Origin of the sequence: Streptomyces sp. NPDC046887 (assembly GCF_040644755.1) — a bacterium.
Classification (GTDB): Bacteria; Actinomycetota; Actinomycetes; order Streptomycetales; family Streptomycetaceae; genus Streptomyces; species Streptomyces lichenis.
The window spans coordinates 83943-107489 of record NZ_JBEYXH010000012.1 but is presented as its reverse complement, the minus strand read 5'-3'; the positions used below and the strand labels follow the sequence as shown (position 1 = coordinate 107489).

15 protein-coding genes are annotated in these 23547 nt (G+C 72.6%); 11 read left to right on the top strand and 4 right to left on the bottom strand.

Annotated elements, in window-relative coordinates; translation table 11 throughout:
- Positions 1–126 precede the first annotated feature (126 nt).
- Entirely contained in the window at positions 127–1629 is a 1503-nt protein-coding gene (gene rpsA / locus ABZ945_RS14610; protein ID WP_361268400.1) for a 30S ribosomal protein S1, read from the bottom strand.
- A gap of 421 nt (positions 1630–2050) precedes the next feature.
- On the opposite strand from rpsA, the gene ABZ945_RS14605 reads away from it, so the two are divergent.
- A complete protein-coding gene (locus ABZ945_RS14605) occupies positions 2051–2896 on the top strand; it encodes a class I SAM-dependent methyltransferase (protein ID WP_361268398.1) in 846 nt (281 codons plus the stop codon).
- Positions 2897–2940: 44 nt separating this feature from the next.
- Complete coding sequence (gene hrpB, locus ABZ945_RS14600) at positions 2941–5517, top strand: ATP-dependent helicase HrpB (RefSeq protein ID WP_361268396.1); 2577 nt, start codon at positions 2941–2943, stop codon at positions 5515–5517.
- 57 nt (positions 5518–5574) lie between these two features.
- Here the strand turns inward: hrpB and ABZ945_RS14595 are convergent, their stop codons facing one another.
- Positions 5575–7446 carry a lytic murein transglycosylase gene (locus tag ABZ945_RS14595; protein WP_361268393.1) on the bottom strand — a complete coding sequence of 624 codons (1872 nt, stop codon included), beginning with the start codon at positions 7444–7446 and terminating at the stop codon, positions 5575–5577.
- 538 nt (positions 7447–7984) lie between these two features.
- On the opposite strand from ABZ945_RS14595, the gene ABZ945_RS14590 reads away from it, so the two are divergent.
- Positions 7985–8797 carry a DUF4184 family protein gene (locus ABZ945_RS14590; RefSeq protein ID WP_361268390.1) on the top strand — a complete coding sequence of 271 codons (813 nt, stop codon included), beginning with the start codon at positions 7985–7987 and terminating at the stop codon, positions 8795–8797.
- Here the strand turns inward: ABZ945_RS14590 and ABZ945_RS14585 are convergent.
- Positions 8794–9330 (bottom strand): GNAT family N-acetyltransferase, encoded by a 537-nt coding sequence (locus tag ABZ945_RS14585; RefSeq protein WP_361268387.1) that lies wholly within the window; start codon positions 9328–9330, stop codon positions 8794–8796. The two genes, ABZ945_RS14590 and ABZ945_RS14585, sit on opposite strands and share 4 nt — an antisense overlap.
- Before the next feature lie 137 nt (positions 9331–9467).
- On the opposite strand from ABZ945_RS14585, the gene ABZ945_RS14580 reads away from it, so the two are divergent.
- Positions 9468–10277, top strand: coding sequence for a hypothetical protein (locus tag ABZ945_RS14580; protein WP_361268384.1), 810 nt, complete (start codon positions 9468–9470; stop codon positions 10275–10277).
- 37 nt (positions 10278–10314) lie between these two features.
- Here ABZ945_RS14580 and polA read toward each other — a convergent pair whose 3' ends face one another.
- Complete coding sequence (gene polA / locus ABZ945_RS14575; RefSeq protein ID WP_361268563.1) at positions 10315–12972, bottom strand: DNA polymerase I; 2658 nt, start codon at positions 12970–12972, stop codon at positions 10315–10317.
- Positions 12973–13258: 286 nt separating this feature from the next.
- On the opposite strand from polA, the gene ABZ945_RS14570 reads away from it, so the two are divergent.
- From ABZ945_RS14570 to ABZ945_RS14540, 7 genes are all read left to right on the top strand, one after another.
- On the top strand, positions 13259–15538 hold the full coding sequence (locus ABZ945_RS14570) for an FdhF/YdeP family oxidoreductase (RefSeq protein WP_361268381.1): 2280 nt from the start codon (positions 13259–13261) through the stop codon (positions 15536–15538).
- Between the two features lie 70 nt (positions 15539–15608).
- Positions 15609–16145 (top strand): hotdog fold thioesterase, encoded by a 537-nt coding sequence (locus ABZ945_RS14565; protein WP_361268378.1) that lies wholly within the window; start codon positions 15609–15611, stop codon positions 16143–16145.
- Between the two features lie 1357 nt (positions 16146–17502).
- Complete coding sequence (locus tag ABZ945_RS14560) at positions 17503–18732, top strand: branched-chain amino acid ABC transporter substrate-binding protein (protein ID WP_361268375.1); 1230 nt, start codon at positions 17503–17505, stop codon at positions 18730–18732.
- Between the two features lie 104 nt (positions 18733–18836).
- On the top strand, positions 18837–19766 hold the full coding sequence (locus tag ABZ945_RS14555) for a branched-chain amino acid ABC transporter permease (protein WP_248637584.1): 930 nt from the start codon (positions 18837–18839) through the stop codon (positions 19764–19766).
- Between the two features lie 5 nt (positions 19767–19771).
- On the top strand, positions 19772–21616 hold the full coding sequence (locus ABZ945_RS14550) for a branched-chain amino acid ABC transporter permease (protein ID WP_361268372.1): 1845 nt from the start codon (positions 19772–19774) through the stop codon (positions 21614–21616).
- Between the two features lie 4 nt (positions 21617–21620).
- On the top strand, positions 21621–22676 hold the full coding sequence (locus tag ABZ945_RS14545; RefSeq protein ID WP_361268369.1) for an ABC transporter ATP-binding protein: 1056 nt from the start codon (positions 21621–21623) through the stop codon (positions 22674–22676).
- Entirely contained in the window at positions 22673–23389 is a 717-nt protein-coding gene (locus tag ABZ945_RS14540) for an ABC transporter ATP-binding protein (RefSeq protein ID WP_361268366.1), read from the top strand. Before ABZ945_RS14545 ends, ABZ945_RS14540 begins: the two co-directional genes overlap by 4 nt.
- Positions 23390–23547 lie beyond the last annotated feature (158 nt).

Sequence of the window (23547 nt, the reverse complement as noted above, 5' to 3'; positions counted from 1 at the left end):
CCGCCGGAGTGATCGCCGGTCAGTGATCGCCGGTGAGTGGTGCGCCGGGCCGGAAACGGGCCGAGGCCCGCTCCCCTTTGCAGGGAGCGGGCCTCGGTCGCGGTCGACCGCGGGTCGGTCAGAGCGTCAGCTCTGGCCGCCGGCCAGCTTCTCGCGGAGCGCGGCGAGCGCCTCGTCCGACGCCAGGGCACCGGAGTTGTCGTCCGACTCCGAGGAGTAGGAACCGCCACCGCCACCGGAGGGCGCGGCGGCCGGAGCGGCGTTGCCACCCTCGGCAGCGGCGGCCTCGTCGGCCTCGCGGCTCTTGATGACCTGGGCCTGGTGCTGCTCGAAGCGCTGCTGCGCCTCGGCGTACTGGGTCTCCCAGGCCTCGCGCTGGGTCTCGTAGCCCTCAAGCCAGTCGTTGGTCTCGGGGTCGAAGCCCTCGGGGTAGATGTAGTTGCCCTGGTCGTCGTAGGACGCGGCCATGCCGTACAGGGTCGGGTCGAACTCGACCGAGGCCGGGTCGGCGCCGAAGGACTCGTTCGCCTGCTTGAGGGAGAGCGAGATCCGGCGGCGCTCCAGGTCGATGTCGATGACCTTGACGAAGATCTCGTCGTTGACCTGGACGACCTGCTCCGGGATCTCCACGTGGCGCTCGGCCAGCTCGGAGATGTGGACCAGGCCCTCGATGCCCTCGTCCACGCGGACGAACGCACCGAACGGAACCAGCTTGGTGACCTTACCCGGGACGACCTGACCGATCTGGTGGGTCCGGGCGAACTGCTGCCACGGGTCCTCCTGGGTCGCCTTCAGCGACAGGGAGACACGCTCGCGGTCCATGTCCACGTCGAGAACCTCGACGGTGACCTCCTGGCCGACCTCGACAACCTCGGACGGGTGGTCGATGTGCTTCCAGGACAGCTCGGAGACGTGCACCAGGCCGTCGACGCCGCCCAGGTCCACGAACGCACCGAAGTTGACGATCGAGGAGACGACGCCGGAGCGGACCTGGCCCTTCTGCAAGGTGGTGAGGAACGTCTGGCGGACCTCGGACTGGGTCTGCTCCAGCCAGGCACGGCGGGACAGGACCACGTTGTTGCGGTTCTTGTCCAGCTCGATGATCTTCGCCTCAAGCTCCTTGCCGACGTACGGCTGGAGGTCGCGGACGCGGCGCATCTCGACCAGGGAGGCCGGGAGGAAGCCGCGGAGGCCGATGTCGAGGATGAGACCACCCTTGACGACCTCGATGACGGTACCGGTGACGATGCCGTCCTCTTCCTTGATCTTCTCGATGGTGCCCCAGGCGCGCTCGTACTGGGCGCGCTTCTTCGAGAGGATCAGGCGGCCTTCCTTGTCCTCCTTCTGGAGGACCAGGGCCTCGATCTCGTCGCCGACCTTGACGACCTCGTTCGGGTCGACGTCGTGCTTGATCGAGAGCTCGCGGCTCGGGATGACACCTTCGGTCTTGTAACCGATGTCGAGCAGGACCTCGTCCCGGTCGACCTTCACGATGACGCCGTCGACGATGTCGCCGTCGTTGAAGTACTTGATCGTCTCGTCGATCGCGGCGAGGAAGGCTTCCTCGTTACCGATGTCGTTGACCGCAACCTGCGGGGTGGTGGCGGTGGTCTCGGTGCTGCTCGTCATGTGGGAAAGGGCTCCGGTACGGACATTGAAGTCGTAGGTACTGCTACGCCGAGAGCCCGTATCGCGCCTGTAGAAGCCGGACAGCCTGGGAAGCGCCCGCCCGCTGAGGGGTGGCGCCTCGACAACCGAGGGGACATACAACAGATGCGAGCGCGGCCTGCTCCGTCTGAGGCGCGCAGGCCCGCAGCGCAACCTTTAGCATACGGGGGCGACCGGACAGGGTCAATGCGCGAAGGCGCACACCCGGGGCAGAAAGGTGCATAGCCGGCACATTTGCCGCCCGCCGGTTCCACCGCCGCCCGATTGGGCCCCTTTACCGGCCCTACGCTGGCCGTACACCGTACCGATGATCGTACGGACGCCCGCGCGGTGCGGCGCGCGCCCCATGACTCCACGACTGACTCCACGACGGACGGACGGCATGCTCGAACGAGACCGGATCGAAGAGGACGGGACGACGCTGGAAGCGTACGAGCCGCAGGCCACCCGGCGCCAGGCCGCGGACGGCGAGAGCAGCCGGGCCAACCGCGGCTGGTGGGACCGGAACGCGGACGAGTACCAGAGCGAGCACGGCTCCTTCCTCGGCGACGACCGGTTCGTCTGGGGCCCGGAGGGGCTGGACGAGGCGGAAGCCGGACTGCTCGGCGAGGTCGCCGGGCGGGATGTGCTGGAGATCGGCGCCGGCGCCGCCCAGTGCTCCCGCTGGCTGGCCGCGCGCGGCGCCCGCCCGGTCGCCCTCGACCTCTCGCACCGCCAGCTCCAGCACGCCCTGCGCATCGACGGCGGCCCGGGCAAGGGGGTGCCCCTGGTAGAGGCGGACGCCGCGGCGCTGCCGTTCCGGGACGGCTCCTTCGACCTGGCGTGCTCGGCGTACGGGGCGATGCCCTTCGTCGCCGACCCGGTGCGGGTCTTCCGCGAGGTGGGCCGGGTGCTGCGGCCCGGCGGGAGGTGGGTGTTCTCGGTGACCCACCCGTTCCGCTGGGCGTTTCCCGACGAGCCCGGGCCGGAGGGGCTGTCGGTGGCCGGCTCGTACTTCGACCGCACCCCTTATGTGGAGCAGGACGAGGAGGGCCGGGCGGTCTATGTCGAGCACCACCGCACCGTGGGCGACCGGGTGCGCGACGTGGTGGCCGGCGGCTTCCGGCTGCTGGACCTGGTCGAGCCGGAGTGGCCGGCCTGGAACAGCCAGGAGTGGGGCGGCTGGTCCCCGCTGCGCGGGAATCTGATCCCCGGCACGGCGATCTTCGTCTGCGAGCGGGCGGGCTGATGAGCGCCGGCGATGGCGATGGCGACAGGGGTGCCGGTGGTGGGGTGACCGTACGGCTGGCGGAGCTGCGGCCGGAGGCGCTGGGGCTGCCGGTGCGCGGGGCGCTGCCCGCGCTGGCGGCAGGTCTGGCGGAGCACGGGGCGGCGGTGCTCTGCGCGCCACCGGGCACGGGCAAGACCACCCTGGTGCCGCTGGCGCTGGCCGCCGACGGGGCGCGGGTGCTGGTGGCGGAGCCGCGGCGGCTGGCGGTGCGGGCGGCGGCCCGGCGGATGGCCTGGCTGCTGGGTGAGCGGGTCGGCGGCCGGGTGGGGTTCACGGTCCGCGGTGAGCGGGTGGTGTCCCGGGAGACGGTGGTGGAGGTGGTGACCACCGGGGTGCTGCTCCAGCGGCTCCAGCGCGACCAGGAACTGCCGGGCGTGGACACCGTGGTGCTGGACGAGTGCCATGAGCGGCATCTGGACGCGGACACCGCGGCCGCGTTCCTGGTGGATGTGCGGGAGGCACTGCGGCCGGAGCTGCGGCTGGTGGCGGCCTCGGCGACCACGGACGCGGAGGCCTGGGCGCGGCTGCTGGGCGGCGCGCCGGTGGTGGAGTCGGCGGACCCGGGCCATCCGGTCGAGGTGCGCTGGGTTCCACCGCCGGGGGCGGTGCGGCCGGCCCGGGGCACCTGGGTGGATCCGGCGCTGCTGGCACATGTGGCGGCGGTGGTGCGGCGGGCGCTGGCCGAGTGCTCCGGGGACGTGCTCTGCTTCCTCCCCGGTACGGGGGAGATCGCCCGGGTGGCCGGGCTGCTGGCGGAGGCCGGGGCGGAGGTGCTCCAGGTGCACGGCCGGGCCCCGGCGGCGGTGCAGGAGGCGGTGCTCTCCCCCGGCGTACGGCGGCGGGTGGTGCTGGCGACCTCGGTGGCCGAGTCCTCTCTGACGGTGCCCGGGGTGCGGGTGGTGGTGGACTCGGGGCTGGCCCGCGAGCCGCGGGTGGACCATGCCCGGGGGCTGGGCTCGCTGACGACGGTACGGGCCTCCCAGGCGGCCGCCCGGCAGCGCGCGGGCCGCGCGGGGCGGGAGGCGCCGGGGGTGGTGTACCGCTGCTGGGCGGAGGCGGAGGACGCCACCCGGCAGCGCTTCCCGTCGCCGGAGATCCAGGTGGCCGATCTTGCGGGGTTCGCGTTGCGGGCGGCGGCCTGGGGCGATCCGGAGGCGAAGGGGTTGGCGCTGCCTGATCCCCCGCCGGCCGGGGCGATGGCGGCGGCCCGTTCGGTGCTGGCGGCGGTCGGCGCGGTGGACGGTGCCGGCCGGGTGGTGGAGCGCGGCGAGCGGCTGGTCCGGCTGGGGCTGCACCCCCGGCTGGGCCGGGCGCTGTTGGACGGCGCGGAGCGGGTGGGCGCCCGGCGGGCCGCCGAGGTGGTGGCGCTGCTGAGCGAGGAGCCGCCGCGGGCGTACGGCGACGATCTGGCCGCGGTCTGGCGGGCGGCGCGGCATGGCGGGGACGGCTATGCGGCGCGCTGGCGGGAGGAGGCCCGGCGGTTGGAGCGGCAGCTGCCGGGACGGGGCTCGGGGGACGGCGGGAGTAAGGGGTCGGGAAACGATCTGGGAAACCGGTCGGGAAACGGCTCGGGAAACGGGCTGGACTCGGGGGCGGGCGGGAGGGGCGAGGACGCGGTGGTGGGGCTGGTGACCGCGCTGGCGTTTCCCGAGCGGGTGGCACGGGCCCGGGGCGGGGGCGCGTATCTGATGGCGTCCGGGACCGGGGCGCGGCTGGCGGAGGGTTCCCGGCTGGGGGCGGCCGAGTGGCTGGCGGTGGCGGTGGCCGACCGCCCGGCGCACTCGGCCTCGGCGCGGGTGCGGCTGGCGGCCGTGGTGGACGAGGAGACCGCGCGGGAGGCCGCCGGGCATCTGCTGTCGGCGGGTGAGGAGGTGCGGTGGGAGGACGGCGAGGTGGTGGCCCGGTCGGTGGAGCGGCTGGGTGCCGTGGAGACCGCCGCGCGCCCGCTGCGCGACCCGGACCCCGTCCTCGTACGAGCGGCGCTGGTGGAGGGTCTGCGCCGGGAGGGGCTGGGGCTGCTGCGCTGGTCGCGGGAGGCGGAGGGGCTGCGGGAGCGGCTGGCGTTCCTTCACCGGGTACGGGGCGGGGGCTGGCCGGAGGTGTCGGACGCGGCGTTGCTGGAGCGTGCCGGGGAGTGGCTGGAGCCCGAGCTGTCGCGGGCGCGGCGGCGGGCGGACCTGGCGCGGCTGGACGCCGGGCAGGCGCTGAACCGGCTGCTGCCCTGGTCCTCCGGGGAGGCGGCCCGGCTGGACGAGCTGGCTCCGGAGCGGCTGACGGTGCCGAGCGGGTCGCGGGTGCGGCTGGCGTACGGCGGTGAGCAGCCGGTGCTGGCGGTGAAGCTCCAGGAGCTGTTCGGGTGGGCCGAGACCCCGACGGTGGCGGGGGTGCCGGTACTGGTGCATCTGCTGTCGCCGGCCGGGCGGCCCGCGGCGGTCACCGCGGATCTGGCCTCGTTCTGGCGGGAGGGGTACCGGGCGGTCCGGGCCGATCTGCGCGGCCGCTACCCCAAGCACCCGTGGCCCGAGGACCCGTCGACCGCGGAGCCCACCCGGCACACCACGGCACGCCGCCGCCCCTGACCTCGCGCGGGGCGGGGGTCAGGGGCGGGCTGCTTCCGGTGAGCCGGGGGGCCGGGGTCAGGCGACCTTGAGCTCCAGGGTGAGGGTGGCGCCGCCCTCGGCGGTGAGCAGGAGCCGGAAGGTGCCGCTCTCGCCGTCCGCGCGGAGCGCGGGCAGGGTGAGGGTGCCGTCCTTGCCGGTCTTCAGCCCGGTGAGGGTACGGATCGGCTTCCCGGCCGCGTCGGTGAAGTACGGGCCCTTGCCGGCCGCCTCGCCGCCCTCGGCCCCCTCGGCGGTCTCGCCGGCTTCCCCGGCCTCGGTGGCCTCGGGGGCGTCGGCGGTGGTGAGCACGGCGGCGGTCAGCGGGACTCCGCTCAGGGCGGTGCCCCGGTGGGTGGCCTTCACGGTGACCGGGGTGGCGAACTCGCCCTCGGGCTCGGCGGTCAGCTCGCCCTCGCCGGTGCGCACCAGGGCGTCGGCCTTGCGGGCGGTGACGGTGGCCTGGCGGTCCAGGGCCGGGACCTGGCGGCCGACCACGGTGGCCCGCACGGTGAACTTCCCGTCCTGGTCGCCCGCCTGGAGCTGCGGGGCGGTGGCGGTGCCGTTGACGCCGGTGAGCACGGTGGCCTTGGTGGTGCCGTCCGGGAAGACGCTGTCGGTGCTGCCGACGATGGTGAAGCGCACGCTGATCCGGGCCACCGGCTTGCCCTGGGCGTCCACCGCGGTGGCGGCGGGCCGCACCTCGAACCGGGTGCCCGCCGTCGCGGTGAGGGTGCCCGTGGTGGCGTCCTTGAGGCGGCTGACCCGTTCGGCCGGGTTCGGCACCGGGCGCGGGGTCGGCGGCTTGGGGGCCGGCGGGGTGGGGCCGGGGGGCGTCGGCGGCTTGGGGTCGGGCTTGGGCGGCTTGGGCTTCTGCGGAGCCGGCGGGGTGGGGGTGGGCGGGGTCGGGGTCGGCGGCTTGGTCTCCGGACCGGGCTTCTGCGGGGCCGGCGGGGTGTACGGGGGCGGGGTGGGCGTGGGCAGGGCAGGGACGATGGCGGGGCCCTTGCCCGTACCGGAGCCCGTCCCCGTACCCGTAGTACCCGTACCGGAGCGCTCGTCGCTGCGGTCGACGGGCAGCACGCCGGTGCCGTCGGGGACCTGGTGGCTGCCGTCGCGGTAGAACGCGAACCAGGTCAGGACGGTGCTGAGGTACTCGGTGGAGCGGTTGTAGCTGAGGATCGCCTTGTCCAGATCCCCCTTGAGCGCGAGGTCCCGGTCGTTGGCGCACAGATACAGTCCGGCGGCGCGGGCGGCGTCGTAGACGTTGTTGGGGTCCTTGCGGCCGTCACCGTTGGCGTCCCGGCCCCAGGTGGCCCAGGTGGACGGGATGAACTGCATCGGGCCGACGGCGCGGTCGTGCACCGCGTCCCCGTCGTAGGCGCCCTTGTCGGTGTCGGTGATCCGGGCGAACCCGACGCCGTTGAGGGCGGGGCCGAGGATCGGGGTGAACGTGGTGCCGTCGGCGCCGACCTGGCCGCCGCGCGCCTGGCCGGACTCCACCTTGCCGATGCCGGCGAGGAGTTGCCAGGGCAGGTTGCAGCCGGGGGCGGTGCTCTTCAGGTGCTCCTCGGCCTGGCGGTAGGCGGCCAGCACGGTCGCCGGGATGCCCGCCTCGGCGGGTCCGGTGACCACCGGCGTACCGACGGGCGGCACCGGAGTGCCGGGCTTGACCGGGGTGTCGAGCGGCGGCAGGTCCGTGTAGTACGGGGAGTCGCCGGTGGCCGAGCCGCCGTGGGCGTCGCCGGAAGCGGCCGAGGCCCCGGCGCCGGTGGGCGGCTGCTCGGTCGCCCCGCCGACCAGCGGGGTGACGCCCGGCGCCTGCGAGGCGGAGAGCGCGGCCACCGCGGCCGCCGCCACCGCTGTGCTGGTGGCCCCCTTGCGCAGTCGTCGGCCGATGTGTCCTGCCATACGTCCGGTCCCTCCCCAGTGACGATCCCTGCGCCTCAGACGGCTCTGGTGACCCAGCGGTTCCACTGCCCCGAGCGCGTCGGCCCAGGCGGACCCTATGTCAACTCGCCACCCCGGCACAGCGCCGCCCGGTCGCCTTTCACGCTTTCACCACCCGGGCGATGCCTTCGGGCCGCCGGAAGGTCGGCTCGGGGGCCGCCGGAAGGTCCGGAAAGCGGTGGAACGCCCCGCTCCGGTGCGGGCGGTGGCGGCTCGGTCTCGGCCGGTGGCGGGTCGGTGGCCGGGCGGTGGCGGGTCGGTGGCCGGGCGGCGGCGGGTCGGTCGCGGGTCGGTCGCAGGTCGGTAGCCGGGTCGGCCGGGTCGGGTGCGGCGTCGCGCATACTGGGCGCCGACGATCACCGCCGCGCCACCGGGACGACGACCGCGCCTCGGTGCGGGGGCCGGACCCGCCGCGTACACCGGGCGGACGGGGTCCGGCCCGTGCGGCCCGGAACTGCGCGGCCTGGAACTCAGCGGCCTGGAATTCGGGGGGACCGCCTTGCCGTTCACATTGAGCCATGCCGCCGCGGCGCTGCCGGGGCTGCGCCGCACCGGGGAGGCACGCGGCCCGCTGGTCGCCTCGGCGCTGGTGATGGGCACGTTCGCCCCGGACATGGTGTACTTCGCGGCCTCCCTCGCCCCGGACGCGATGTTCCTCGGCGAGGTCACCCACGGCTGGGCGGGGCTGTTCACCGTCGATGTGCTCATCACGGCCGCACTGGTGGGGATGTGGCTGCTGGTACGGGAGCCCCTGCTCGCCCTGTTTCCGGCCCGGTTCCGGGGGCCCGTGCACGGCCTGGTCCGGGGGCGGCCCTGGCGGGAGCGCCATCCGGCGGCGCTGGCCTGCTGGTTCTACGCGTCGGCGGTCATCGGGGCGGCCACCCATGTGGGCTGGGACCTGTTCACCCATCCCGGCCGCTGGGGCACCCGGGTGCTGCCCGTCCTGGACGAGCGGGTGGCGGGCTTCCCGCTGTACACCTACGCCCAGTACGGCAGTTCGGCGGTGGCGCTGGTCCTGCTGGGCTGGTTCCTGGCCCGGGCGCTGCGCCGCCCGCCGTCCGGTCCGCCGCCGCTGCCGGGGCTGGACCGGCGGGAACGGCTGCAGGGGGTGGGGTTGCTGGTCGGCTGCGCGGTGGCGGGAACGGTCCACCGGTGCCTGCGCTGGTACGCGTACTGGGGCGACCGGATCGAGACTCCGCTGGACGTCGTGCCGACCGCCTGCTTCGGCGCGGGCGCGGGGCTGGCGGTGGGCGTGGTGCTGTACGGGACGCTGATGCGGCTGCGCGGCGGGCGCCGGCTGGACGCGCCCTAACAAGCCGAAGGCACGATGGTGGACTCCCCGGCCAGGGTCCGGGTCAGGACGAGGGTGGTGGTGCCGTCGTCCTCGGCGATGTCCCGGACATGGACGAAGCCCAGTCGGCCGAGCAGGGTGACCGAGGCGGTGTTGGCCTCGGCCACGGTGGCGTGCACCTCGCCCAGCCGCAGGGTGCCGAAGCCGTAGCCGATGATCGTCTCGGCGAGCTCCCGGCCGAGGCCGGCGCCCCAGACGTCGGGGGCGAGGGCGTAGATGATCTCGTGGCCGCGCACCTCGTCGGTCCGCTTGATCTCGGCGTGGCCGACATAGCGGCCGTCGCACCGGACGGCCCACACATCGAACAGGTCCCGGTCGTAGACCTGGCTGAAGACCCGCCAGAACAGGGCGCGGTCCTCCGCCTCCGTGGCGGGGCCGTCGCCCATCCACCGGGAGACCCGCTCGTCCTGGAACAGGGCGACGAAGTCCTCCTCGTCGCCGGGGACATAGGGCTCCAGGGTCAGGCGGGCGGAGTGCAGGGTGGAGGTGGTCACAGGCGGCGACGGTAGTGCGGGCCCCTGGCCGGGGCAACGGGGTTTCCCGGGGCGTTGCCCGCCGCGGACCGCGGGTTTCCCGCGTCCGGCGGGGGCTTCCGGGCGGCGGTGTCGGAGCCGGCTGGGAGACTGCGGCCATGTCACTCGCCGATCTCACCCTCGCCCGCTGGCGGTCCTTCGACGCTTCCGCCGCGCACCGGCTGGCCCGGGAGGCCGCCGACCTGGTGGACGGCCAAGTCGTCGCCGTCGAGACCGTGGAGCATTCGGGCGGTCCGCTGCACCGGGTGTGCGTCGAGCGGGGCGGCCGGCGGTTCGCGCTGGTGCCCGGTGGGGCGGTGTCGCTGGGGTTCGACCCGGAGCGCTGGACGCCTGCGCCGGGGCAGGACGCCGACTACGCGCGGAGTGTGGAGCAGGGGTACGGCAGTGGGCCCGATCTGCGGGCCCATCTGACGCTGGAGCTCAGCCCGGCCCGTACGGCGGTGCTGCCGACGGTGCTGATGGCGGTGGAGGACGAGAGCGCCGAGGATCATGTCACCGACTCGCTCGCCGAGCTGCCGGGCGCCCTCGCGGCCGAGGGGCTGCGGCTGCCGAGCGCCGACGAGTGGGAGTACGGCTGCGGGGCGGGGGCGGGCACGCTGTTCCGGTGGGGCGACGACTGCCCGCTGGACCGCGACCCCTATAGCGACCCCTCCGGCCCGCACCAGGGGCTGAACGCCTTCGGGCTGCGGATCGCCTATGACACCTACCGCACCGAGCTGAGCACCGACCCGGGCTCCGTCCACGGCGGTGACGGAGGCGAGTCGGTGTGCGGCGGCTACGGCGCCCTGCTGGGCTGGCTGCCGCTGGCCACCGCCCAGCGCAACGCCGCGATGGCGGAGTTCGTGTACGGCCCGGAGGGAGAGGACGCCTGGGGCGACCTCTCCCTCCGGCCGGTGCTGGACCTCTGAAGCGGCAAGCTCCTTCGCGGGCCCGGCAGCGTAGCCGTCAGTGCGCGGCGGACTCCCAGTCCGGGCCGACGCCGACCGAGACGTCCAGCGGGGCGCGCAGATGGACGGCGCCGGACATCTCCCGGCGGACGATCTCCTCGACCCGCTCCCGCTCGCCGGCGGCCAGCTCCAGCACGATCTCGTCGTGGACCTGGAGCAGCATCCGGGAGGTGAGCCCGGCCTCGGTGAGCGCCCGGTCGACGCGCAGCATGGCGACCTTGACGATGTCGGCGGCGGTGCCCTGGATGGGGGCGTTGAGCGCCATCCGCTCGGCGGCCTCGCGGCGCTGGCGGTTGTCGCTGTTGAGGTCCGGGAGGTAGCGGCGGCGGCCGAGCATGGTCTCGGTGTACCCGGTGGCGCGGGCCTCGTCGACGACCCGGCGCAGATAGTCGCGGACGCCGCCGAACCGCTCGAAGTAGGTGTCCATCAGGGCGCGGGCCTCGCCCGCCTCGATGGACAGCTGCTGGGAGAGGCCGAAGGCGGAGAGCCCGTACGCCAGGCCGTAGGACATGGCCTTGATCTTGCGGCGCATCTCGGCGTCGACCGCGGTCCCGGGCACCGAGAAGACCTGGGAGGCGACCGTGGTGTGCAGGTCCTCGCCGGAGGTGAAGGCCTCGATCAGGCCCTCGTCCTCGGAGAGGTGGGCCATCACCCGCAGCTCGATCTGGCTGTAGTCGGCCGTCATCAGGGCCTCGTACCCCTCGCCGACGACGAAGCCGTGCCGGATGGCGCGGCCCTCGTCGGTGCGGACCGGGACGTTCTGCAGGTTGGGGTCGGTGGAGGAGAGCCGGCCGGTGGCGGCGACGGTCTGGCTGAAGGTGGTGTGGATGCGCCCGTCGGCGGCGATCGTCTTGATCAGCCCTTCGACGGTGGAGCGCAGCCGGGCCTGCTCGCGGTGGCGGAGCATGATGACCGGCAGCTCGTGCTCGGTCTGGGCGGCCAGCCAGGCCAGCGCGTCGGCGTCGGTGGTGTAGCCGGTCTTGGTCTTCTTGGTCTTGGGGAGGTTCAGCTCGCCGAAGAGGACCTCCTGGAGCTGCTTGGGCGAGCCGAGGTTGAACTCGTGGCCCACGGAGGCGTGCGCCTCCTTCACGGCCTGCTGCACCGCGCCGGCGAACTGCTGCTCCATGGCCTCCAGATGGGCCCGGTCGGCGCGGATGCCGTGCCGCTCCATCCGGGCCAGCAGCAGCGAGGTGGGCAGCTCCACATCGTGCAGCAGCTCGGTGGCGCCGACCTCGGTGAGCCGGCCGCCGAAGGCCTCGCCGAGGTCGAGGACCGCGCGGGCCTGGGACATCAGGGCGTCCGCCTCGGCCTGCTCGTCCTCGGTGCCGAAGGCGAGCTGGCCGTCGGCGGCGGCCGGGGCCAGCTCGCGGTGCAGGTACTCCACGGACAGGGCGTCCAGGGCGAAGGAGCGGCGGCCCGGCTTGACCAAGTAGGCGGCGAGCGCGGTGTCCATGGTGATGCCGGAGATGTCCCAGCCGTGCTCGGGGAAGACCCGCAGCGCGTCCTTGGCGCTGTGCAGCACCTTGGGCCGGGCCGGGTCGGCGAGCCAGCCGGCGAAGGCCCGCTCGTCGGCCTCGTCGAGCTGGGTGGTGTCGAACCAGGCGGCCTCCCCGCCGGCCGCGGCGAGCGCAACCTCGCTGACGCTGCCGCTGCCCAGGGCCCAGGCGGCGACGGTGGCCATGCCGAGCGGCTGGTCGCCGTGCCGCTCCAGCCAGGGCGCGAGCTCCCCGGAGTGCAGCACCGCGCCGTCCAGCTCGATCCCGGCGGCCGGCGCCGGGGCCTCCTCGGCCTCGGCGCCCGGGTCCACGGCGAGCAGCCGGTCCCGGAGGCTGGGGTTGCGGATCTCCAGGACCTCCAGGAAGCCCTTGAGGGCCGTCCGGTCGTAGGCGGCCCGCTCCAGCTCGGCGACGGCCTTGGGCAGCTCGACATCCCGGACCAGCTCGGTGAGGTGCCGGTTCATCTTCACCGACTCCAGGTGGTCGCGCAGGGCCTGGCCGACCTTGCCCTTGACCTCGTCGGCCCGCTCCACTAGCTCGGCGAAGGTGCCGAACTGGTTGATCCACTTGGTGGCCGTCTTCTCGCCGACGCCGGGGATGCCGGGGAGGTTGTCCGACGGGTCACCGCGCAGGGCGGCGAAGTCCGGGTACTGGGCCGGGGTGAGCCCGTACTTCTCCTGCACCTTCTCCGGGGTGAACCGGGTCAGCTCGGAGACGCCCTTGGTCGGGTAGAGCACGGTGACATGGTCGGAGACCAGCTGGAAGGAGTCCCGGTCGCCGGTGACGATCAGCACCTCGAACCCGGCCGCCTCGGCCTGGGTGGCGAGGGTGGCGATGATGTCGTCGGCCTCGAAGCCGTCCACGGCGAAGCGGACCGCGTTCATCGTGTCCAGGAGCTCGCCGATCAGCTCGACCTGGCCCTTGAACTCGTCGGGGGTGGAGGAGCGGTTCGCCTTGTACTCGGGGAAGTCCGCCGAGCGCCAGGTCTTGCGGGAGACGTCGAACGCCACCGCGAAGTGCGTGGGCGCCTCGTCACGCAGGGTGTTGGCCAGCATCGAGGCGAAGCCGTAGATGGCGTTGGTCGTCTGCCCGCTCGCGGTGGTGAAGTTCTCCGCGGGCAGCGCGAAGAACGCCCGGTACGCCAGCGAGTGCCCGTCCATGAGGAGCAGGCGCGGGCGGGCGTCCCCGGTCTTCTTCGACGGGTCGTCGGTCTTCTTCGATGCTTTCTCTGCCACGGATCCGATCCTGCCACGGACCACTGACAATCCCGACCGAGGCACCTCGCCGCCCGTCGGTGGAGGGCTCCGGCGGGGGGCCTCGCCGCCGCCCCGGAGGGCTCCGGGAGGGGCGTTGTCGGTGGTGCGTGACACTATCGAAGACAGCGGTGGAAGGCAGCGGGCAAGCAGCGCGCAGCCACCGTGTACACCGAGCTCAAGGGGGAGCGCGATGGCCAGCAAGCCGCCCGCCGGGGATCCGGTCCAGGACGCCCCGGAGGTCAGCGGGCCCCGGCACTCCGCGGCCGGGCTGCCCGCCGTCGGCCACACCCTGCGGATGTCCCGGCAGCAGATGGGGCTGGCCCGCACCGCCCGCACCCTGCTCAAGGTCAACCAGAAGGACGGCTTCGACTGCCCCGGCTGCGCCTGGCCCGAGGGCGAGGACCGCCATGTCGCGGAGTTCTGCGAGAACGGGGCGAAGGCCGTCGCCGAGGAGGCCACCCTGCGCCGGGTGACCCCGGAGTTCTTCGCCGCACACCCGCTGGCCGACCTGGCCGGGCGCAGCGGGTACTGGCTGGGCCAGCAGGGCCGGATCACCGAGCCGGTGTACGCGGCCGAAGGCGCCGACCGGTACGAGCCGGTGAGCTGGGAGCGGGCCTTCGCGATCATCGCCGAGGAGCTGACCGCCCTCGACTCCCCCGACGAAGCCGTCTTCTACACCTCCGGCCGCACCAGCAACGAGGCCGCGTTCCTGCTCCAGCTCCTCGCCCGCGAGTTCGGCACCAACAACCTGCCCGACTGCTCCAACATGTGCCATGAGTCCTCCGGCTCGGCGCTGACCGAGACCATCGGCGTCGGCAAGGGCAGCGTCTCCCTGGAGGACCTGCACCACGCCGATCTGATCATCGTCGCCGGGCAGAACCCGGGCACCAACCACCCCCGGATGCTCTCCGCGCTGGAGAAGGCCAAGGCCGCCGGGGCGAAGATCATCTCGGTCAACCCGCTGCCCGAGGCCGGGCTGGAGAAGTTTAAGAACCCGCAGACCGCCCGCGGGATGCTCCAGGGCACCTCGCTCACCGACCTGTTCCTCCAGATCCGCATCGGCGGCGACCAGGCCCTCTTCCGCCTCCTCAACAAGCTGGTCATCGAGACCGAGGGCGCGGTGGACGAGGCCTTCGTCGCCGAGCACACCCATGGGTACGAGGAGCTGGCCGCCGCCGCGAAGGCCGCCGACTGGGACGAGACCCTGGCCGCCACCGGCCTGGACCGGGCCGGTATCGAGCAGGCGCTGGCGATGATCCTCGCCTCGCAGCGCACCATCGTGTGCTGGGCGATGGGCCTCACCCAGCACAAGCACGCCGTCGCCACCATCCGCGAGGTGGTCAATCTGCTGCTGCTGCGCGGCGCCATCGGCCGCCCTGGCGCCGGGGTCTGCCCGGTGCGCGGCCACTCCAATGTGCAGGGCGACCGCACCATGGGGATCTTCGAGCGGCCCGCGCCCGCCTTCCTGGACGCCCTGGACCGCGAGTTCAAGATCACCAGCCCGCGCCACCACGGCTATGACACCGTGCGCGCCATCCAGGCGCTGCGCGACGGCGAGGCTAAGGTCTTCCTCGCCATGGGCGGCAACTTCGTCGCCGCCTCCCCCGACACCGAGGTCACCGAGGCGGCGATCCAGCGCGCCCGGCTGACCGTGCACGTCTCCACCAAGCTCAACCGCTCGCACGTCGTCACCGGCGCCCGCGCGCTGATCCTGCCCACCCTGGGCCGCACCGACAAGGACGTCCAGGCGAGCGGAAAGCAGTTCGTCACCGTCGAGGACTCCATGGGCCTGGTGCACGCCTCCCGGGGCAATCTGCGCCCCGCCGGACCGAAACTGCTCTCCGAGCCGGCCATCGTGGCCCGGCTGGCCCGGGCCGTGCTCGGCGAGGCCTCCGCGACACCGTGGGAGGAGTTCGAGCGGGACTACGGCACGATCCGCGACCGGATCGCCCGGGTGATCCCCGGCTTCGAGGACTTCAACGAGCGGATCGCCCGCCCCGGCGGCTTCGCCCTGCCGCACGCCCCGCGCGACGAGCGCCGCTTCCCCACCCGTACCGGAAAGGCCAACTTCACCGCCGCCCCGGTGGAGTACCCGGAGGTGCCCGAGGGTCGGCTGCTGCTGCAGACCCTGCGCTCGCACGACCAGTACAACACCACGATCTACGGTCTGGACGACCGCTACCGCGGCATCAAGGGCGGCCGCCGGGTCGTCCTGGTCCACCCTGAGGACGCTCGCGCCCTGGGCTTCGCCGACGGGGACCGCGCCGACCTGGTCGGCGAGTGGACCGACGGCACCGAGCGCCGCGCCCCCGGCTTCCGGGTCGTCCACTACCCGACGGCCCGCGGCTGCGCCGCCGCGTACTACCCGGAGACCAACGTCCTGGTGCCACTGGACTCCACCGCCGACGTCAGCAACACCCCCGCCAGCAAGTCCGTCATCGTCCGTCTGGAACAATCGGCTGCCGCCTAAGCGTTTGCTCAGGCGCAGCGACCGAAGACGACCGCAGACGATCCGTACGACGACGAACGGAGCCGGGCCCATGGGCGAGCAGACACAGGTGGCATCCCCCTCCTCTTCCTCTTCCCCCTCGCCGCTGTTTCCCCAGGCGGTGCTCGACGAGTACGCCGCCCTCGGCGTCGACCTGGCCGCGCTGTTCTCGGCGGGCGACCTCGGCACCCGGATGGGCGTGGAGATCCTGGAGGCCTCCGCCGAGCGCGTGGTCGGCACCATGCCCGTCAAGGGCAACACCCAGCCGTACGGGCTGCTGCACGGCGGCGCCTCCGCCGTCCTGGCCGAGACCCTGGGCTCGGTCGGCTCCATGCTGCACGGTGGCCCCGCCAAGATCGCCGTCGGCGTGGACCTGAACTGCACCCACCACCGGGGCGCCCGCGACGGCCTGGTCACCGGCACCGCCACGCCCGTCCACCGCGGCCGCTCCACCGCCACGTACGAGATCGTCATCACCGACGAGCAGGACCGCCGGGTCTGCACCGCCCGGCTGACCTGCCTGCTGCGCGACCTGGCCCCCAGGGACGCCGAACACGTCCCCGTCGCCGGCCCCGACGCCGCCAGCTGACGGCGGGGGAGGCGGGGGCCGGGAGCCACGTACCGCCGCCCGTACCCCGCTCCCCCACCGCGCACGTACAGCCGCACTCACCCCCCACGCTCCTTACCGGGCGGGGGTCGCACGGGGCGGGGCCCTATCGGGCGAGGGGCCGGCACTGTCGCTGTCCGTCGCCATCGGCCATGTATCGGCACCTCCGCCGGTGGCGGCTCCGGTGCCGTGGCGCGCCCGGCGCGGGCGCTCCCGCCACGCCGTACCGTCGCCGTTCACCGACCGGTCTCGCAGCCGCCACACGGAGGTGGCGCAACCGGCCGAGCAGCGAGCTCGGCGGTCGATCCGGAGTCCGGCCGCCGCCTGGACGCCCCCCTGACCGGGGCTGGAAGCGCTCGGAGACGGCCTTCGCCGCACACCCCGGCCGGACCACCGACCGATGGCCTTCACATCCGCCCCACCAGCCCTCACCGCTCTCACCAATTACTCACCGTTCAACCACAGTTGGGTGGACCAGAGAGGTCGGGTGCCGGGCACCGGCGGGGGCCGGGCACCTCCGCGAGGGGTGGGCGGAGGCCTCGGCCCGCCTCCTGGCGCCCTCGACCGGCGCGACCCCCAGGGGCGAAGCGGAGCCTTTACCTCCGCCACCTGGCGGGAAGCGCAACTTCCGCTCCCGTCAGGCCACTTCGCCTACCGGATTCCGAGTGCCGCTGAGCGGACACCGCGCACGTCGGACGCAGTACCGGTGGATCTGACGGGACTTCGGGGAGTCGGGCCTTCGGCGGACTCACGGGGCGGGCTCGCGAGCACCGGGCCGACGAGGCCGCGAGGGGCGCGGACGGGGGCCCGGCCGGCGGGGTGGGCGGGGCGGTCACGGGGCGGCGGAGGCGGTCGCGGTGGGACCCGGGGAGGGTCCCGCACACGTCGGACCACCCGCCGGGCGGCCGGGCGCCCGACCCGGATTTCGTCACCCTGAGTGACATGACACCGAGCCGGCGAGGGGGAGGGAAACCGCCGCCGAGACCTCGGCACGCTCCTCGGCGCACCTGATTCCGACCGACTCGGGAGCGGGTCCGCGTAAGGAGTGTGATCGCCTCAAGCGCCTTAGCGGAACTGGGTGTTCTCACGATGTGAGAAGAACGCCCCGTCGAGGCCGACGCGTGTATGCACCACTCACCGCAAACGTTTGGCCACGGCATAACAAGAGAGTCACATCCTGCCGATGGCGCTCCCGGACCCGGCCCGGCTGCGCTTAGAGTCACGGCCAGTCACCGCGCCGCCGGGCGCGTCAGTTCACGGCTGTACCCACCACACGTACGGCCCGGCGCTCGCAACGGCTCCTCAAGCGAGGAGACCGCGCCAGGGAAAGGACCCCTTCGTGCGACAGCGTTCGTTGTTCATGCTCACCGCAGTGCTCACCACCGGAGCGCTGACCCTCACCGCTTGCGGTTCGCGCGACGACAAGGCCGGCGGGGACGCGGAGGGCGGCGGCACCACCGTCGTCATCGGTGTCGACGCACCCTTCACCGGCGACCTTTCCGCCCTGGGTCTGGGCATCAAGAACTCCGCCGACCTGGCGGTCAAGCAGGCCAACAAGAACAAGACCGTCGAAGGTGTCACCTTCAAGCTGGAGGCCCTGGACGACCAGGCGCAGCCCTCCTCCGGCCAGCAGAACGCCACCAAGTTCGTCGCCGACAAGAACGTCCTCGGCGTGGTCGGCCCGCTGAACTCCTCGGTCTCGGAGTCCATGCAGAAGGTCTTCGACGACGCCAAGCTGGCCCAGGTCTCCCCCGCCAACACCTCCCCGACCCTGAGCCAGGGCCAGGACTGGAACGGCGGCACCAAGGTCCGCCCGTACAAGGCCTACTTCCGCACCGCCACCACGGACGCCGTCCAGGGCCCGTTCGCGGCGCAGTACCTCTTCAACGAGGGCAAGAAGAAGAAGGTCTACCTGATCGACGACAAGAAGACCTACGGCGCGGGCCTGGCCGCCACCTTCAAGGCGGAGTTCACCAAGCTCGGCGGCAAGGTCGTCGGCACCGACCACGTGGACCCGGAGACCAAGGACTTCTCCTCCGTGGTCACCAAGATCAAGAACTCCGGCGCCGACGTGGTCTACTACGGTGGCGAGTACCCGGCGGCCGGCCCGTTCAGCAAGCAGATCAAGAAGGCCGGCGCCAAGATCCCGCTGGTCGGCGGTGACGGCATCTACAGCGCCGACTTCATCAAGCTGTCCGGCAAGGAGGGTGAGGGCGACCTCGCCACCTCCGTCGGCGCCCCGCTGGACGAGCTGCCCTCCGCCAAGGAGTTCGTGGCCAACTACAAGGCGGCCGGCTACAAGGACGCCTTCGAGGCCTACGGCGGCTACTCCTACGACGCCGCCTGGTCGATCATCGAGGCCGTCAAGAAGGTCGTCGCGGACAACGACGGCAAGCTGCCGTCCGACGCCCGCGCCAAGGTCATCGAGGCCCTCCAGGGCGTCTCCTTCGACGGGGTGAGCGGCAAGGTCTCGTTCGACGAGTTCGGCGACACCACCAACAAGCAGCTCACCGTCTACCAGTACAAGGGCAACGCCTGGGTCCCGGTCAAGTCCGGCACCCTCAGCTGAACCAGCCGCACCACCCCACTCCGTAACACCCCCTACGCCGCGCGGGGCGCTGCACCAGGCGCCCCGCGCGGTGTCACATCCGCACACACCTCGGAGGACCTGCGGTGAACGAACTGCCGCAACAGCTGGTCAACGGCCTGCTACTGGGATCCATGTACGGCCTGGTCGCCATTGGCTACACGATGGTCTACGGCATCGTCCAGCTCATCAACTTCGCCCACGGCGAGATCTTCATGATCGGCGGGTTCGGCGCCCTGTCGGTCTACCTGCTGCTGCCCGGCGGCACCACCCTGTGGATCGCGCTGCCCCTGATGCTCATCGGCGCCATCATCGTCGCCGTCCTGGTGGCCGTGGCGGCGGAACGGTTCGCCTACCGACCACTCAGAGGCGGACCACGGCTCGCCCCCCTCATCACCGCCATCGGCCTCTCCCTGGCGCTCCAGCAGGCCGTCTGGGCCTGGTACCCGGAGGCCAAGTCCTCCCGCACCTTCCCCGAGATACCCGGCGGCCCCTTCCACCTGGGCTCCGTCACCATCCAGACCGGTGACATCTTCCTGGTCATAGCCGCCCCGATCTCGATGCTGATCCTCGGCTACTTCGTCATGCGCACCCGCACCGGCCGCGGCATGCAGGCCACCGCGCAGGACCCGGACACCGCCAAGCTGATGGGCATCAACACCGACCGCATCATCGTGGTCGCCTTCGCCCTCGGCGCCGCCTTCGCCGCCATCGGAGCCGTCGCCTACGGCCTGAAGTACGGCGAGGTCCAGTTCCGCATGGGCTTCCTCCTCGGCCTCAAGGCGTTCACCGCGGCCGTCCTCGGCGGCATCGGCAACATCTACGGCGCCATGATCGGCGGCCTCGTCCTCGGCGTCGCCGAGACCATGGCCTCCGCCTACGTCAACCACGTGCCCGGCATGGAACAGCTCGGCGGCCAGTCCTGGGCCAACGCCTGGGCCTTCGTACTTCTCATCCTCGTACTGCTCTTCAGGCCCCAGGGCCTGCTGGGCGAGCGCGTCGCGGACAGGGCGTGAGCACCATGACCACACAGACCGCCCCCACCGCGGCGGACACCCCGATCACCCCCGCCGCCGACCGGCGCACCCGCTTCATCGGCCTGCCGGAGAACATCGCCCGGGCCACCGCCACCGGCGGCGGCGCCCTCACCGTCGTCTCCGCCTTCCTCGCCTGGACGTGGACCTCCGCCTTCCCCGGCGACCTCACCGTCTACGGCTACCCCGGCGGCCTCCAGTGGCTCGTCCTGGTCGCCGGCGTCCTCACCACCCTGTTCGGCCTCGCCTCCTACGGCGTCAAGGGCCTCGGCTGGCTGGTGCCCGCCGGAGCCGACGCGGCCATCAAGCTCTCCGCGCTGGCCGCGTTCACCACCGCCTGGTACACCATCGGCGCCATCAGCTTCCAGCTCGGCGGCCTGGTCAACCTGGAGCCCGGCGGCTACGTCGTCGCCCTCGCCACACTCGCCGCCCTCATCGGCGCGCTCGCCCTGCCCTTCGAGCGGCCGGACACCCAGCCCGCCGACCCCGAGGACAGCGGCCTCGACCAGTTCAAGCACAACGCCTCCAACGGCTGGACCGTGTTCAAGGGCGGCTTCGCCGCCACCCGCACCCCGGCCCCGGCCCGGGTCCTGCCCGCGTACGCCGAGATCCTGATCATCACCGCCGTGCTCGCCCTCGGCCTGATCGTCTTCACCTACGGGATCACCACCGACTACGACGAGCTGTTCCTCGGCTTCCTCCTCACCGCCGGCCTCGGCTTCGCCGCCATCGGCAAGGCCGGGCTCATCGCCCGCGTCTCCGCGCTGTCCGCCCGGCACCGCAACGTCACCATGGTCGGCGCCTTCGTCGCCGCCGCGGCGTTCCCCTTCACCCAGAGCGACGACCAGTACGCCACCATCGGCGTCAACATCCTGATCTTCGCCACCGTCGCCCTCGGCCTGAACATCGTCGTCGGCCTCGCCGGACTGCTCGACCTCGGCTACGTCGCCTTCCTCGGCGTCGGCGCCTACGCCGCCGCCATGGTCTCCGGCTCCCCGTCCTCGCCGTTCGGCCTGCACCTGCCCTTCTGGGCCGCCATGCTCGTCGGCGCCGTCGCCTCCATGATCTTCGGCGTCCTCATCGGCGCCCCGACCCTGCGGCTGCGCGGCGACTACCTCGCCATCGTCACCCTCGGCTTCGGTGAGATCTTCCGCATCGCCGTCCTCAACCTCGACGGCATCTCCGGCCCCGACGTCACCAACGGCTCCGCCGGCATCTCCGCCATCCCCAACCTCAACATCTTCGGCTTCGACTTCGGCGCCGAGCACAGCATCGGCGGCTTCACCCTCGGCCGCTTCGCCAACTACTTCTTCCTGATGCTGCTCGTCACCCTCGTCGTGGTCGTCGTCTTCCGGCGCTCCGCCGAATCCCGCATCGGCCGCGCCTGGGTCGCCATCCGCGAGGACGAGACCGCCGCACTCGCCATGGGCATCAACGGCTTCCGCGTCAAGCTGATCGCCTTCGCCCTCGGCGCCACCCTGGCCGGCCTCGCCGGAGCCGTCCAGGCCCACGTCACCTACACCGTGACACCCGAGCAGTACCAGTTCGCCCACGCCATCCCGCCCAACTCGGCGTTCCTCCTCGCCGCCGTGGTGCTCGGCGGCATGGGCACCATCAGCGGCCCGCTGATCGGCGGCGCCCTGCTCTTCCTCATCCCCAACAAGCTCCAGTTCCTCAGCGAACTCCAGCTCTTCGCGTTCGGCGTCGCGCTCATCCTGCTGATGCGCCTGCGCCCCGAAGGCCTCATCGCCAACCGCCGCAACCAGCTGGAATTCCACGAGAACGACGAGAAGGACGACGCGCCGGCCACGCTCACGAAGGCAGGTGCCTGACGCCATGACCACCACCACCGACACCACCGCCCCGGCCCCCGCCGGGAAGGCGGTCGAGACCGTGCTCGACGCCCGCGGCGTCACCATGCGCTTCGGCGGCCTCACCGCCGTCCGCGACGTGGACCTCACCGTCAACTCGGGCGAGATCGTCGGCCTCATCGGCCCCAACGGCGCCGGCAAGACCACCTTCTTCAACTGCCTCACCGGCCTCTACATCCCCACCGAGGGAGAGGTCCGCTACAAGGGCACCGTCCTGCCGCCCAAGTCCTTCAAGGTCACCGCGGCCGGCATCGCCCGCACCTTCCAGAACATCCGCCTCTTCAGCAACATGACGGTGCTGGAGAACGTGCTCGTCGGACGCCACACCCGCACCAAGGAAGGCCTCTGGTCGGCCCTGCTGCGCGGCCCCGGCTTCCACAAGGCGGAGGCCGCCTCCCGGGAACGCGCCATGGAACTCCTGGAGTTCGTGGGCCTCGCCAACAAGGCCGAGCACCTCTCGCGCAACCTCCCCTACGGCGAGCAGCGCAAGCTGGAGATCGCCCGCGCCCTGGCCAGCGAACCGGGCCTGCTCCTCCTCGACGAGCCCACCGCCGGCATGAACCCCCAGGAGACCCGGGCCGCCGAAGAGCTCATCTTCGCCATCCGGGACCAGGGCATCGCCGTCCTCGTCATCGAGCACGACATGCGCTTCATCTTCAACCTCTGCGACCGGGTCGCCTGCCTCGTCCAGGGCCAGAAGCTCATCGAGGGCACCGCCTCCGTCGTCCAGAGCGACGAGCGCGTCATCGCCGCCTACCTCGGCGAACCCTTCGAAGCCGCCCCCGGTGACGAGGAGGCCGCCGAGGTCGCCGCCGCCGAGCAGCGCGCCGCCGAAGCCGCCGCCGAGGAGGCCGGCAGCGACCTCACCACGACGCCGGCCGCCGGTGACACGGCCGCCGACGACACCCCCGCCACCCCGGCGGACACCACCACCCCGGACGACGACACCACGCCGAAGGCCACCGCCCCCGGCGACGACACCACCCCGTCCTCCGGCCCCCGCAAGGAGAACGACGCATGACCGCACTGCTCGAAGTCGAGGACCTGCGCGTCGCCTACGGCAAGATCCAGGCCGTCAAGGGCATCTCCTTCACGGTCGAAGAGGGCGAGGTCGTCACCCTCATCGGCACCAACGGCGCCGGCAAGACCACCACCCTGCGCACCCTCTCCGGCCTGCTCAAGCCGGTCGGCGGCCAGATCCGCTTCGAGGGCAAGTCCCTCCGCAAGATCCCCGCCCACAAGATCGTCTCCCTCGGGCTCGCGCACTCTCCCGAAGGGCGGCACATCTTCCCGCGCATGTCGATCGAGGACAACCTCCTCCTCGGCGCCTTCCTCCGCAGCGACAAAGCCGGCATCGACAAGGACGTCCAGCGCGCCTACGACCTCTTCCCCATCCTCGGGGAACGCCGCAAGCAGGCCGCCGGCACCCTCTCCGGCGGCGAGCAGCAGATGCTCGCCATGGGCAGGGCCCTGATGTCCCAGCCCAAGCTGCTCATGCTGGACGAACCCTCCATGGGCCTCTCGCCCATCATGATGCAGAAGATCATGGCCACCATCGCCGAGCTCAAGTCCCAGGGCACCACCATCCTGCTCGTCGAGCAGAACGCCCAGGCCGCCCTGGCCCTCGCCGACCACGGCCACGTCATGGAGATCGGCAAGGTCGTCCTCTCCGGCACCGGACAGGACCTCCTCCACGACGAGTCCGTCCGCAAGGCCTACCTCGGCGAGGACTGACCCACCACGGCACCGTTGAGGGCCCGCCCGGCGACCGCACACGCGACCGCCGGACGGGCCCTCACCCGTACCCGCTCATACGCGCCTCCCCCGGCTCCCGTACGGAGCACCAGCGCAGGCCACACCCCCGCCCGCGCCCCTACCGTACGAGCCAAGGG

What these genes read in the sequence shown, in the direction of transcription:
- rpsA (WP_361268400.1), bottom strand. Translation starts at nt 1,629, where the DNA reads ATGACGAGCAGCACCGAGACCACCGCCACCACCCCGCAGGTTGCGGTC.
- ABZ945_RS14605 (WP_361268398.1), top strand. Translation starts at nt 2,051, where the DNA reads ATGCTCGAACGAGACCGGATCGAAGAGGACGGGACGACGCTGGAAGCG.
- ABZ945_RS14595 (WP_361268393.1), bottom strand. Translation starts at nt 7,446, where the DNA reads ATGGCAGGACACATCGGCCGACGACTGCGCAAGGGGGCCACCAGCACA.
- ABZ945_RS14580 (WP_361268384.1), top strand. Translation starts at nt 9,468, where the DNA reads ATGTCACTCGCCGATCTCACCCTCGCCCGCTGGCGGTCCTTCGACGCT.
- polA (WP_361268563.1), bottom strand. Translation starts at nt 12,972, where the DNA reads ATGGACGGGCACTCGCTGGCGTACCGGGCGTTCTTCGCGCTGCCCGCG.
- ABZ945_RS14570 (WP_361268381.1), top strand. Translation starts at nt 13,259, where the DNA reads ATGGCCAGCAAGCCGCCCGCCGGGGATCCGGTCCAGGACGCCCCGGAG.
- ABZ945_RS14565 (WP_361268378.1), top strand. Translation starts at nt 15,609, where the DNA reads ATGGGCGAGCAGACACAGGTGGCATCCCCCTCCTCTTCCTCTTCCCCC.
- ABZ945_RS14550 (WP_361268372.1), top strand. Translation starts at nt 19,772, where the DNA reads ATGACCACACAGACCGCCCCCACCGCGGCGGACACCCCGATCACCCCC.
- ABZ945_RS14545 (WP_361268369.1), top strand. Translation starts at nt 21,621, where the DNA reads ATGACCACCACCACCGACACCACCGCCCCGGCCCCCGCCGGGAAGGCG.
- ABZ945_RS14540 (WP_361268366.1), top strand. Translation starts at nt 22,673, where the DNA reads ATGACCGCACTGCTCGAAGTCGAGGACCTGCGCGTCGCCTACGGCAAG.